Here is a 13,489-nt window from a genome sequence, read left to right on the forward strand (position 1 = left end):
ATCATGACTTCAAGTCCACACCTCCTGAATAACACCGCACCGCTGGTGCGCGGCGCCGATTCCAGCATTGGCGGCCTGTTGCTCGAATCGGGCAAGATCACGCCGGAAAACGCCGAACGCGTGCTGCGCATGCAAAAGGAACTGGGCATCCGCTTCGGCGAAGCGGCCCTGCGCCTGGGCCTGATCACGGAAGCCGATATCGAGCAAGTGCTGGCGCGCCAGTTCGACTACCCGTATCTGCAGCCGGGCGCCGGCAAGTATCCGCAGGAACTGGTGGCCGCCTACCAGCCTTTCAGCCACCAGGTGGAAACCCTGCGCGCCGTGCGCAGCCAGCTGATGCTGCGCTGGTTTGCCCGCGGCAGCAAGTCGCTGGTGGTGCTGGGCATGGAGCCGGGCGACGGCGCCAGCCTGTTCGCGGCCAACCTGGCCGTGGTGTTTTCCCAGCTGGGCGAGCATACCTTGCTGGTCGACGCCAACCTGCGCGCGCCGCGCCAGCATGAAATCTTCGACCTCAAAACGCGCCAGGGCCTGTCCGACGTGCTGGCCGGCCGCGCCGAACTCGATATCATCGCCAAGGTGGAATCGTTTGTCGCGCTGTCGGTGCTGGCGGCCGGCACCTTGCCGCCGAATCCGCAGGAATTGCTCAGCCGTACCTCCTTCGTCACGCTCAACAAGCAGCTGGAAAGCCGCTACGACGTGGTGCTGTACGACGTGCCGGCGTATGCCACCGGTTCCGATGCGCTGGCCGTGGCGGCGCGTGCCGGCGGCGTGCTGCTGGTGGCGCGCAAGAACAAGACACCGATGGCGGAAGTGGCGGCCATGAGCGAGCAGATGACGCATAGCGGTGCCCAGGTGGTCGGTTCGGTAATGGTCGACTTTTGATGGCTGCGCCTGGCCATGCCATGCCGCCGGCACGGGCCGGCCGCTCCGCCGTGCCGGACTGGCTGCCGCTGGCGCTGGGCTTCCTGGCCATGCTCGTGCCCAGCCTGGTCGGGCTGTTGCGTGGCATCTGGTCGACCGAAGAGCAGGCGCACGGCCCCATCATCCTGGCCCTGTCGCTGTGGCTGATCTACCGCAAATGGCCCGAGATGCTGGCGCAGAGCGCCGGCGCCCGTCCGGCCCGCGCCGGCTGGCCGCTGCTGGCCGCCGCGCTGCTGCTGTATGTGCTGGGCCGTTCGCAGCAGATCCTGTCGCTGGAAATCCTCGCCCTGATCGGCACCGGCCTGGCGCTGCTGCTGCTCAAGCGCGGCTGGGTGGCCGCGCGCGTGCTGTGGTTTCCCTTCTTCTTCATGCTGTTCATGGTGCCGCTGCCGCTGCCGCTGGTGACGACCCTGACCATGCCGATGAAAATGGCCGTGTCGTATGTGACCGAACACCTGCTGTTCCTGGCCGGCTATCCGATCGGCCGTAACGGCGTGATCCTGCAGATCGGCCAGTACCAGCTGCTGGTGGCCGACGCCTGCGCCGGCTTGCAGACCTTGCTGACGCTTGAAGCGCTGGGCCTGTTCTACCTGAATCTGGTGCGGCACACTTCGCCGTTCCGCAACATCGTGCTGGCCCTGCTGATCGTGCCGATTTCCTTTACGGCCAATGTCATCCGCGTGGTGGTGCTGACCCTGATTACGTATTACTTCGGTGATGCGGCCGGGCAGGGCTTCCTGCATGGCTTTGCCGGCATGGTGCTGTTCATTTCCGCGCTGCTGCTGATCCTCAGTGTCGACAGCTTGCTGCAGTGGGTCGTGCGCAAGCGCCAGGCGCGCCGCGCGCCCACCGTGGGAGCGTCGACATGAACGGGGCATTGCGCATGAATGTACTGCTGGGCGCCTTGCTGCTGGGCGCGGCCGTCGTCAGCCATGGCGTGGCGCCGGGCGTGAAGCTGGCCGACCAGCGCCCCAGTTTTTCGCTTGAGGCGGCGATACCGCAAGCCTTTGGCGAGTGGCGCGTCGACAGCTCCATCGTGCCGCTGCAGGTCGACCCGGAGACCCAGGCGCGCCTGAACAAGATCTACAACCAGACCCTGTCGCGCACCTACATCAATGCGCACGGCGAACGGGTGATGCTGTCGATCGCCTACGGCGGCGACCAGAGCGACAACATGGGCGTGCACAAGCCGGAAGTGTGCTACGCGGCGCAGGGTTTCCAGGTCGAGCGCGACGAGTACGGCGAGCTGGCCTCGGCCTACGGCAGCCTGCCCGTGAAGCGCCTGCTGGCCGTGAGTGGCAACCGCAGCGAGCCCATCACGTACTGGATCACCGTCGGCGACAAGATCAGCAAGGTGGGCATGCAGCAGCGCCTGGAGCAATTGCGCTACGGCTTGACGGGCACCGTCGCCGACGCCATGCTGTTCCGCGTGTCGAGCATCGATACGGACTTGCCGCGCGCGTACCGCTTGCAGGACGATTTCGTCAACGGCTTGCTGGCCAGCATGCCGGCGGCGGACCGGAGCCGCCTGATCGGCGCGCCGCGCGGCTGAGGCGTGGCTTTGAAGTATGAAATACCGCCAGCGGGCGTGGCGCACGGTGGCAGATAGCGAGAATCATGAGCAGCGACATCAATAAGAAAAGCGTCAGCGCCGTCAAATGGGCGGCGATGGGCACGGTCCTCATGTTTGGCCTGCAGCTGGTCACGCAAGTGGTGCTGGCGCGCCTGCTGGGGCCGGAAAACTACGGCTTGTTTGCCATGGGACTGATTGTGCTGACATTTAGCAACTTTCTGGCCGATTTCGGTTTTTCCTGGGGGCTGGTGCAAAACCGCACGCTCAGCGAGGAAGACGTGCGCTTCACGGTGACGTGGCAGGCGCTGACGGGCCTGGCGGCGATGACCTTGCTGTTTTTCATGGCGCCCTGGATCGCCGCGTACTTCAAGGAACCGCGCATCGCGCCCGTGATCGCCTGGATGAGCCTGACCTGCCTGCTGAATGCGCTGACGGCGCCGGGCAGCAGCCTGTTGCGGCGCGCCCTCGATTTCCGCTGGCTCAACATCATCCAGGTGAGCAGCTACATCGTCGGCTACCTGCTGGTGGGCTTGCCGCTCGCGTATGCGGGCGCCGGCGTGTGGACCCTCGTGTGCGCCTGGCTGGGACAGGCGGCCACGGCGCTGGTGCTGACGTATGCGCGCACGCGCTTTTCGCTCAAGCCGCTGCTGTGGTACGAGGGCGCGCGGCGCTCGACGAATGTGGGCGTGACGGTATTCATGACGAATCTGTGCAACTGGTGCCTGAACAATATGGACCGCGTATTCCTCGGCCGCTTGCTCAATGCCCACGCGGTGGGCGTGTATGCGGTCGGCTACAACCTGGCCAACACGCCCAACTCGCTGTTCCTGAGCGCCTTGCAGCCGGCATTCCTGGCCACGGGCGCCAAGCTGCAGGACGATCTGCCGCGCCTGCGCGACACGTATCTGTCGGTGCTGGCGACCATCTGGATCGTCATCCTGCCGCTGTTCGTGCTGCTGGCGATGACGGCGCCGGACCTGATCGGCGTGTTGTACGGCAAGGTGTGGCAAGAGTCGGGCATCGTGCTGAGCATCCTCGCGCTGGCCATGCCCGCCTACATCACGTGGGGCATGTCGACGCCGATTTTATGGAATACGGGCGGCAAGCACCTGGAAAGCCTGCTGCAGCTGCCGCTGATCGTGCTGGCCGGCGCGGCGCTGTTGCTGTGGGCGGGGCAGGGCGTGGCCGTGGTCGCCATGATCGCCGCCGGCACCTTGCTGGCGCGCGCGCTGGTGGTGGGCACGGTGGCGTGCTTGCGCCTGCAGGTGGGGCCGGGCGAGCTGGCGCCGCTGGCCGCGCGCGGCCTGGCCATGGGCTTGCTGGCTGGCGCGGGCAGCTGGGGCGGCGCCGTGCTGGGCGGCCTGGGCGGCAGCCATCCGCTGCCGGCATTCCTGGGCGGCGCGCTGCTCGGCGGCCTGACCTTGCTGCTGGCCGTGCTGGCCTGGCCGGGCTTGCTGGGCGCGCGCGTGGTGGGCATGCTGGCCCGTTTCAGTCCGCCGCTGCCGGCGCGCGTGGGCAGTTATCTGCGCGCCCGCTGCAGCGCCTGAGGCGGGGCGGAGCAGGGCAGGGAAATACCGATCAAGCGGCGCGTTGCGCCTGCGACAACTTACTGGATACGCGAGAATCACATGAGTGAAATACTGTTTGGCCTGTTTGCTCTGATCAGCGCGCTGCTGCTGGTGTTCGTCATCGCCTTGAGCATTCATTGGGGGAATAAGCGCGAGACGGGGCTGGTGCCCTACGTGTTCTATCCCGTCATGCTGTCGATCGCGTTGACGGCCATCCTGTCGAACCGCGACATCTCCGGCAACGAGATCCTGCTGACGGCGCAAACGGTGCGCCACCCGGTCGGCGTCTGGTTTGGACGCATGACCTCGCTGTTCGTGATCTTCGCCTGCGGCGAGCGCATCCTGCACCGTTTGATGGAGCGCGAAACGCTCAAGCCCATGCCGATGCTGCTGTTCTGGGCGCTGTTCATCTATTTTCTGACGAATATTCTCAGCCCCGCCTTCCTGGGCAGCCATACCGATGTCTCGCATGAATACCTGTACATGTTCCTGGCCGGTTACGCCGCCTTGCTGATGACGCCGAAAGAGGTGGACATGAGCATCGTGTCGATGCGCAATGCGACCTTGCTGTTCCTCGTGCTCAGCGCGGCCGTCGCGGCCGGGAACCCGAACATGGTCTTCAACAAGAACTACCATGGGCTGATTCCCTTCCTCAGCGTGCGCTATGCGGGCCTGGCCAGCCATGCGAACGGACTGGGACCGATGGCAGTGGCCTTCCTGCTGTGCCTGTGGCGCAAGCCGTATGCCTGGCGCGCACTGAACCTGTTCGCCTGGACGCTGGGCCTGGCCAGCCTGATGTTGGCGCAATCGAAAACCAACTGGATCGCCTGCATCCTGTGCTTTGCCTGTATCGCGTATTTCGGTTTCCGCGAGCAGATCAAGGAGCGCCTGTTCGACTACCGCCGCCCGCAATTGTCGATCATCGGCATCTTCTGTTTCATTTTGCTGTGCGTGCTGGGCATGCTGCTGGTGATGTTCGGCAACCTCGACGCCAAGCTGGCGCGCTTTGCCTCAAGCAATGAAGGCTTCGAATTGCTCAGTTTTACGGGGCGCGACGTGATCTGGCAGGTGGCGGTGCAGGAATGGCACAAGAACCCCGTGTTCGGCTATGGCTTGCAGATCTGGGATGAGGCATTCCGCCTGAGCATCGGCATGCCGTACGCCACGCATGCGCACAGCCAGTTCTACCAGAGCCTGTCGAGCGCGGGCACCGTCGGTGCCGTCGGCCTGGTGCTGTACGTGATCGTGCTGCTGTACGGCGCGGCGCGCACGGCGCGGGCCAGCCAGGGCCTGTCGATGGCGCTGTTCGTGCTGATCATCAGCCGCTCCTTCAGCGAAGTGCCCCTGTCGCTGGCCGGTTTCGCCGCCGAGGCGCTGACGCACTTGCTGCTGCTCATCATCGTGGCCGCCTACTATCCGACGGCCGACCGGCAGGCGGTCAGGGCGCGCAAGGTACGCGTGCCGGGAATGGCGTAATGCTGTGCTCGGTCATCATCCCGCTGTATAACAAGGGCCCGTATGTCGAGGCGACCCTGGCGTCGGTGCTGGCGCAGACGCATGCCGACTGGGAAGTACTGGTGGTCGACGACGGTTCCGGCGACGACGGCGCGCAGCGCGTGCTGGCCTGCGCGGATGCGCGCGTGCGCCTGATCCGCCAGGCGAATGGCGGCGTGTCGCGCGCGCGCAACCGCGGCATCGCCGAGGCGCGGGGCGAACTCGTCTGTTTTCTCGATGCGGACGACCTGTACGCGCCCGACTACCTGCGCACGCAGGTCGGGCTGGCGCAGGCATTTCCCGACGACTGCTTTTTTGCCACCGGCTACACCAGTTTCGCGCCCGGCAGCACGCCGGACATGGCGGGCGCGCCCGTCGCGCCCGCCCAGGCGCAGCGCATCGGTGAATTCTTCACGCATTTCAACCAGCACTGGCCCTTCTTCTGCACCAATTCCGTCGCCGTGCGGCGCGCGGCGCTGGCCGCGCTGCAACCGTGTTTCCCGGAAGGCGAGCAATTCGGCGAAGACCTGGACTTGTGGTTTCGCCTGGCCGAGCAGCATCGCCTGGTGCTGGCGGCGGCGCCGCTGGTGGCGTACCGGCGCGAAGTGGGCGGCAGCCTGACGGCCATCCTGGGGCGCGACGTGGTCTTGCCCGTGTTTCTGCGGCTCGAGGCGCGCGCGCGCGCCTGGCCGGCCGGCAACCGGGCACGCCGGCCGGCCTTGCTGCTGGCCTCGAATGCGCGCGTGGCCGTGGTGCGCGAAATGCTCGAAGGGGGGCGGCGCGGCGCGGCCCTGGCCGAACTGGCGCGCGCTGCCCGCCATGGCGTGACGCGCCACTGGTGGACGACGGCCGCCATGTGCGTGTTATTTACACCGGGCATGACGCGGCGCTGGTCCTTGTGGCGTAAATCACGCACCCCCGCTTAATTCCGGCGTTGCCGGGAGGCATTTCGGTATAATTGCGGCATACGCCCGAGTTCTTTGGGCGCCCAAACCTCCATACTTGTGTGCGAAAAAGCCGTACTGTTTGCGTTGCGGTAACATTGTACAAGTTAAATAGTAACCAAAAGTAATGTTTTCCCGAACTTCAATCCGCCCCCCGGCAAAGGAAGCCCCCGCCATGAAATCTAGCAAACGTCCCCTGCTGCGCGCCGCCTGGCTATTGTTATTGCCGCTGTGCGGAATGGCCCAGGCCGACTGGGTCCAGTCGAGCGAAGCCCTTGCCGTTCGTCCTCTGCCCGACAATATGCAGTCGCAGCCGCAAAATCCTCCCACCTTCACCTGGTCACGGCATGCCACCTTGCCGCCAGCCTACGTCGTCCAGGTGATGCAGGGCGGTGTGCTGTATAAAACCTTCAATACTTCGCGCAATTGGTATTTGCCGCCAAAATCATTTCCTGTAGGTAACTATACATGGCGCGTGCGGCCATCCACTTCGCAAGAGTGGTCCAGCCCCCGCAACTTTGTGATCGGTAGTAACTCGCAGCTGTTCGAAGTGCCGGAAAATGTGACTTTGCGTAACACTATCCTGAGCAAGCCCCGGCCGCGCGCACTGCCCAGCGGGACCAAGCTGTTTTCCACGTGGACCTCGGCCATGCGCACGGACCGCACGCCGGCGTTAAATGGCCTGACGAACGAAGTGAAGTACTACATGACGGCGCTCAAGACGGTGTCCGACGCCGAATGGCCGCTGGTGCCGGGCGCCATCCGCACGGCCGCCGTGGTGGCGCAGGCGGCCAACATCATGACGCGCGTCAATCCGAATGCGCGCCAGCTGGAAGGCGCGGCCCTGCTGTACCGCTTGACGGGCGAAAAGATCTACCTCGATGAAGCGATCCGCCGCGGCGACCAGTTCGCCGCGCTGAACATCACCGGTCCCACCAGCTTCGTCAACCAGGACATGGCCAGCCGCGTCATGGCGCAAAGCCTGATGAAGGCCATCGACAACCTGGGTACGGCGCTGGTCGTCAATGGCGATACGACGCGGCGCACCAAGTGGCTGTCCGTGGTGGCGGCGCGCACGAATGCGCTGTACAAGGATTTGTCGGCCAATGGCGGGCGCCTCGACCAGTATCCGTATGATTCGCATGCGGCCACCAGCATGGCCTACCTGACCCTGACGTCGACGCTGGCGCTGGGCGACATTCCCGAGGCGCAGACCTGGTTCGACTTCGCCTTCCGCGCGTTTGCCAGCTCGTTCAGCATCTGGAGCGGTCCGGAGGGCGGTTTCGCCAACGGCACGGCGTATGCGGAATACGAGGCCGACTTCGCGCTGCAGATCTGGCCGGCGCTGGCGCAGGCCACGGGCGTAAACATGTTCGACAAGCCCTGGTCGCGCGGCTTTGCGCAATTCCTCATGCATTTCGTGCCGCCGGGCCAGCAAACCCACGTCTTTGGCGATGGCCACGAGACGGCGCCCGAGTTCCGCTTCATGAAAGGCTTCGCCTCGCGCTACGCCACGCCGCAGTCGGCCTGGTATGTGAAGAACCTGACGCGTCCCGACGACGTGCTGGCCACCCTGCAGTCGCCTTACCCGATGCCCGTCAATACGGTGACGGCGACCCCCACGCCGCCGGCCAACGCCGCCTACTATCCGAGCATCGGCTGGACGGCCATGCACAGCAACCTGGCCGACAGTGGCCGCACTTCGCTGTACTTCAAGTCCAGCGCGTATGGCTCGTTCAACCACAGCCATGGCGACCAGAACGGCTTCGTGCTGTTCAGCGGCGGCGTGCCGCTGCTGACGGAGACGGGCTGGTATGACTGGTACGATTCGCCGCTGTGGAATTCCTGGTACCGTCCGTCGAAGTCGCACAATGCGCTGACCTTTGACGGCGGCATCGGGCAAAACGTGGATGGCTATGAAGAGCCGCTGGCGCGCAATGGCCGCATCATGGCGTTTTCCACCACGCCGGCCGTCGATTACGTGGAGGGCGACGCCACGCTGGCGTATGCGGGGCAGCTCAAGTCGGCCGTGCGCAAGATCTGGTATGTGCGCGGCAGCAACACGGCCGTCATCCTCGACCAGTTCTCGTCGGCCACGCCGCGCGTGTTCGAATGGAATTTCCATGGCTACGCGCCGATCGTCGTCGACGCTGCCGGCAAGATCTCGGTCACCAACCAGAGCCGCAGCGTGTGCATCGTGCCCTTGACCACCACGGCGCAGCGCTTCGAGCGCCGCGTGGGGCCGCCGCCGCAAGCCGGCACCTATGAAGACCATGGCGTGTTCGTCAAGGCGGCCGCGGCCACCAGCGGCGAATTCCTCACCGTGCTCGACGTGGGCTGCAAGAACACCGCCGTCAAGCTCGACACCAGCGGCGGCTTGCGCAAGGTGATCGTCGGCACGCAAACGCTGACGTTGCCGCTGCCCAAGTAAAGCCACGCGCACCGCACAAGAAAAGCAATGCCAGCCCAGGCATTGCTTTTTTTTTGCGCCGCAGCCAGTCACGGCCATGCTGTTTTTCATGTAACATAGATAATAAATTCATATGAGTATCGGCTCGTGCAGACTATGCCCGAGCCATCTTCCCCTCTGACGCGCCAGGTAGACGGTTTCCCCATGCCCCTGAAGATTTTGCAATTTGTACCGGAAAGCTTGCCCACCTTCCGCGCCGACGTCGCCGTGCTGTTCGGCAAATACCTGCCGCGCCACGGCATCGAATGCGACATCGTCGGCATGCCTTCGCCCGATGCGCCCGCGGCGCAGGCACAACCGGGGCAGGGCTTTCGCTCCGTGCGCAGCGGGCGCTTCCGGCACAACCGCATCGCGCGCGAACTGGCGTTCCAATGGACCTGCGTGCGCGCCTTGCTGGCCGCCAGGCGCGCCAGCTGCGATGCGATCCAGGTGCGCGACATGGTGCCGACGGGGCTGCTGGCCCTGCTGGCGGCGCGCCTGAAAGGCATCCCCTTTTATTACTGGGTCTCGTTCCTGATCAGCGAAGGCCGCATCGAGCGGGCGCGCAGCAGCCTGGCGCAGCGCCGCACCTTGCGCGCGCGCCTGGTGCTGTGCAAGGGCCTGGTCGAGCGCTGGCTGCTGTACCGGGTGCTGCTGCCGCGCGCCGACCATGTCTTCGTGCAAAGCGAGGCGATGCTCGAACTGATGCGCACGCACGGCATCGCCGCGCAGCGCATGAGCGCCGTGCCGATGGGCGTGGATACGGAAGTGCTGGGCCAGCAATCGATCGTGGCGTGCCGGCCCGCCGGCTGGGAAAGCGTGCCGCTGCTGGGCTACCTGGGCACGTTGGACCAGTCGCGCCAGCTCGAACGCCTGCTCGACGCCTTGCTGATCGTGCGCCAGCAGTTGCCCGACGCCTGTCTGCTGCTGATCGGCGCTTCGGACACGCCGTCCGACGTGGATGCCTTGCTGGCCTACGCGCAGCGCGCGGGACTGGCCGACGCCGTGCGCGTGACGGGCTGGCTGCCGTCGAGCCAGGCCTGGCCCTTGCTGGCGGGCACCGATGCGGCACTGTCGTACTTTCCCCGCGGCATCATCGGCGATGTCTGTTCGCCCACCAAGCTGCTGGAATACCTGGCCCTGTGCCTGCCGGCCGTGGGCAATGACAATCCCGACCAGGTGCGCGTGCTGTCGGACAGCCAGGCGGGCTGGCTGACGGCCAGCAATCCGGCGGCGCTGGCCGTGGCGATGACGGCGATCCTGCGCGATGTGCCGGCGGCGCGCGCGCGTGCCCAGGCCGGCGCCGCGTATATCGAAACGCAACGCAGCTACCGCGTGCTGTCGGCCGAACTGGCGCAGCGCTACCGGGCCCTGGCTGGCGCCTGACGGTATGTGTACAGCCAGCAAGTATTTGTTGCCGATTCAAGCCGTGGCGCGCAGAATGAAGCTGGCCATGCTGCGTGGAAGCAACTGGGGTGTGGCCTGATCGGTGTAAAAATAGGTGCGTCCATAGCTAAATTACAAATTTATAACATATAATGTCAATATGACTACTGTAATGTTGCTTGGACCCGCGCTCAATGCGGTCAGCGGGGTGACTACCCATTTGAACCAACTGTTTTCCTGTTCCCTGTCGCGCGACTTTCAACTGGTGCATTTCCAGGTGGGAAGTGAAGGCCGGCAAGAGTCGCGCTTGCGCAAGCTGCTGCGTTTTGCCTGGAGTCCCGTTCAGTTCGTGCGCGCCTTGCGCGTGCACCAGCCGCAGATCGTGCACATCAACACGTCGATGGAAGTGAAAAGCTATTGGCGCGACCTCGTGTACTTGCTGCTGGCCAAGGCCATGGGCAAGCGCGTGCTGTACCAGGTGCATGGCGGCGCCTTGCCGCAGGTGTTTTTCGGCGGCAAGGGCCTGTTGACGGGCGTGCTGCGGCGCGTGCTGCGCCTGCCCGACGCGCTGGTGCTGCTGGCGCAGTGCGAATTGCTCGGCTATCGCCGCTTCGATGCGGCGCTGGCGCCGGAAGTCATCCCGAACGCCATCGATGCCGGTACGGATGCGGGCGCCAAGACGCTTGCTCCGCAGCGTCCGCTGTCGCTCGTGTACGTGGGCCGCCTGGCCGACAGCAAGGGCTTGTTCGAGCTGGTCGAGGCGATGCGCCTGGTGCGCGGCGCCGGCGTGGCAGCCACCCTGGCCCTGGTGGGCAGCGGCCCGGCCGACGCGGCCTTGCGCGAGCGGGTGGCGGCGCTGGGCTTGCAGGACACGGTGACGTTCCTGGGGCAAAAATTTGGCGTGGAAAAAGAGGCGGCCTGGCGCGATGCCGACCTGTTCGGCTTTCCCACGCACCATGAGGGTTTGCCGTACGCCTTGCTGGAAAGCATGGCCGCGCGCACGCCGGCGCTCGTGTGCCCCGTGGGCGCGATTCCCGATGTGATGCAAGACGGCGTGCATGGCGTTTTCGTGCCGCCGCGCAATGCGCAGGCGCTGGCGGACGCCATCGTGCGCCTCGACGCCGACCGCGGCTTGTTGCAGCGCATGGGGCAAGCGTGCCGCGAGCGCATCGAAAGCGCCTATACGGTCGAGCGCCTGGCGCAGGATTTCCGCCGCGTTTACCGCGCCATGCTGGCGCCGCCGGCAGTCTAGCCGAACTCTTTTTTAAGCGAGCCTATATGTGCGGTATTGCCGGTTTGATCTTCCCTTCGTCCGTCGCCGGCTTGCCCGCCGCGCTCGACGCCATGGGGCGCGCCATCGCCCACCGCGGCCCCGATGACACGGGCGTGCTGCAGGCGGCGACGGCCGACGGCGCCTGGCAGGTGGGCTTGCTGCACCGCCGCCTGTCCATCATCGATATCGCCACGGGCCACCAGCCGCTGGGCAATGCGGATGGCGACGTGCAGATCATCTTCAATGGCGAAATCTACAATTTCCAGCCCCTGCGCGACGAACTGATCGCGCTGGGCCACCATTTCCGCACGGCATCGGACACGGAAACCATCGTGCATGCCTACGTGCAATGGGGCGAGGAGTGCGTGCGGCATTTCCGCGGCATGTTTGCGTTTGCCATCTGGGATGCGCGCAACGACCGCCTGTTCATGGCGCGCGACCCGTTCGGCAAGAAACCGCTGTTCCTGTGGCAACACGAGGGAAAACTGGCCTTCGGCTCGGAAATCAAGGCCCTGCTGGCCTTGCCCGACGTGGCGCCGCAAGCGGACGAGGCCGCCATCTGGGATTATTTCGCCTATCGCTACGTGCCGGGCCCCGCTACCTTGTTCCAGGGCATCCGCAAGCTGGCGCCCGGTTCCACGGCCACGTGGGAAAACGGCGTGCTGCGCGAGCGCGTGTACTACACGCCGCCCGACAGCCGGCCCCGTGCGGCGGCCCCGCTGCCGGCCGACCCCGTCGCCACTTTCCTCGCCAAGCTCGATGAATCGGTGCGCATCCGCATGATTTCCGACGTGCCCTTCGGCGCCTTCCTGTCCGGCGGCATCGATTCGTCGGCCGTGGTGGCGCTGATGTCGCGCCATGCGGGCGTGCCCGTGAAAACCTTTTCCGTCGGTTTCAAGGAGGGCGGCTTCAGCGAGCTCGCGTATGCGGCCGATATCGCCCGGCAATTTTCTACGGAACACCATGAGCTGGAAGTGTCCGTCGACCAGGTCATCGCCTTGCTGCCCGACCTCGTGCGCTTCCGCGACGCCCCCGTGGCCGAGCCGTCCGACATTCCCATCTACCTGCTGGCGAAAGAGTCGCGCAAGACGGTCAAGATGGTGCTGACGGGCGAAGGCTCCGATGAAATCCTCGGCGGCTACCCGAAACACGTGTACGAGCGCTATGCGGGCAACTACCAGATGCTGCCGGGCCTGCTGCGCCACGGCCTGATCGAGCCGGCCATCGGCGCCTTGCCATATCGTTTCCGCCGCGCCAAGACGGCTATCGTGAACCTGGGCCTGGAGGCGTTCGACGAGCGCATGCCGCGCTGGTTCGGCATGATGTCCGACCAGGAGCGGGCGCGCCTGGTGGCCATGCCGCCGCCGGTGCGCCAGCGCGACCCCTCGCTGGGCTGCGGCAGCGCGGACAACAGCGCCTTGCGCCGCATCCTGTGCTTCGACCAGCTGAGCTGGCTGCCCGACAATCTGCTGGAGCGGGGCGACCGCATGACCATGGCCGCGTCGCTGGAAGCGCGCATGCCCTTCATGGACCACGAACTGGCCGCGTATGTGTCGAGCCTGCCGGATGAGTACCGCGTGCGCGGCCGCACCACCAAGTGGATCTTGCGCGAAGCCATGAAACAGTTGTTGCCGGAAAATATTCTGGCGCGCCCGAAAGTGGGTTTCCGCGTGCCCGTCAACGAATGGTTCCGCGGCCCCATGAAGGATTACCTGTACGAACACCTGACGGGCGCCGAGTCGCGCACGCGCCACTACTACCATGCGGCGGCGCTGCAGCAGGTGCTGGCTGAACACGTTGCAGGGCGGCAAAACCACGAGAAGCTGCTGTGGAGCTTGCTCACCCTGGAAATCTGGCAGCGCCAGTATCTGTGAGATGCCC

The 13,489-nt window shown here is 65.3% G+C and carries 10 protein-coding genes; all 10 read left to right on the plus strand.

Features of this window, described 5'->3' with window-relative positions:
• Positions 1-3: 3 nt before the first annotated feature.
• The 10 genes from epsG (at position 4) to asnB (ending at position 13,482) form a co-directional block, all read left to right on the plus strand.
• Positions 4-882, plus strand: coding sequence for a chain length determinant protein tyrosine kinase EpsG (gene epsG, locus AC07X6_RS07120; protein WP_230538421.1), 879 nt, complete (start codon positions 4-6; stop codon positions 880-882).
• Complete coding sequence (xrtB, locus tag AC07X6_RS07125) at positions 882-1,790, plus strand: exosortase B (protein ID WP_494790502.1); 909 nt, start codon at positions 882-884, stop codon at positions 1,788-1,790. Before epsG ends, xrtB begins: the two co-directional genes overlap by 1 nt.
• Positions 1,787-2,473, plus strand: a complete 687-nt coding sequence (epsI, locus tag AC07X6_RS07130) for an exosortase-associated protein EpsI, B-type (RefSeq protein WP_230538419.1) — start codon at positions 1,787-1,789, stop codon at positions 2,471-2,473. The genes xrtB and epsI overlap by 4 nt, the downstream gene beginning before the upstream one ends.
• 65 nt (positions 2,474-2,538) lie before the next feature.
• Positions 2,539-4,041, plus strand: a complete 1,503-nt coding sequence (locus AC07X6_RS07135) for a lipopolysaccharide biosynthesis protein (RefSeq protein WP_474295408.1) — start codon at positions 2,539-2,541, stop codon at positions 4,039-4,041.
• 81 nt (positions 4,042-4,122) lie between these two features.
• Complete coding sequence (locus AC07X6_RS07140; protein ID WP_494790503.1) at positions 4,123-5,538, plus strand: O-antigen ligase family protein; 1,416 nt, start codon at positions 4,123-4,125, stop codon at positions 5,536-5,538.
• Positions 5,538-6,482 carry a glycosyltransferase family 2 protein gene (locus AC07X6_RS07145; protein WP_230538416.1) on the plus strand — a complete coding sequence of 315 codons (945 nt, stop codon included), beginning with the start codon at positions 5,538-5,540 and terminating at the stop codon, positions 6,480-6,482. Before AC07X6_RS07140 ends, AC07X6_RS07145 begins: the two co-directional genes overlap by 1 nt.
• Before the next feature lie 193 nt (positions 6,483-6,675).
• On the plus strand, positions 6,676-8,931 hold the full coding sequence (locus AC07X6_RS07150; protein ID WP_230538415.1) for a DUF4962 domain-containing protein: 2,256 nt from the start codon (positions 6,676-6,678) through the stop codon (positions 8,929-8,931).
• A gap of 135 nt (positions 8,932-9,066) precedes the next feature.
• Complete coding sequence (locus AC07X6_RS07155; RefSeq protein WP_230538414.1) at positions 9,067-10,335, plus strand: glycosyltransferase; 1,269 nt, start codon at positions 9,067-9,069, stop codon at positions 10,333-10,335.
• Between the two features lie 172 nt (positions 10,336-10,507).
• Positions 10,508-11,587: a glycosyltransferase family 4 protein gene (locus AC07X6_RS07160; protein ID WP_474295418.1), complete on the plus strand. Its 1,080-nt coding sequence runs from the start codon at positions 10,508-10,510 to the stop codon at positions 11,585-11,587.
• 26 nt (positions 11,588-11,613) lie between these two features.
• Positions 11,614-13,482 (plus strand): asparagine synthase (glutamine-hydrolyzing), encoded by a 1,869-nt coding sequence (gene asnB, locus AC07X6_RS07165; protein ID WP_494790504.1) that lies wholly within the window; start codon positions 11,614-11,616, stop codon positions 13,480-13,482.
• Positions 13,483-13,489 lie beyond the last annotated feature (7 nt).

This window comes from Janthinobacterium sp. GW460-12-1-14-LB5, from assembly GCF_059423585.1.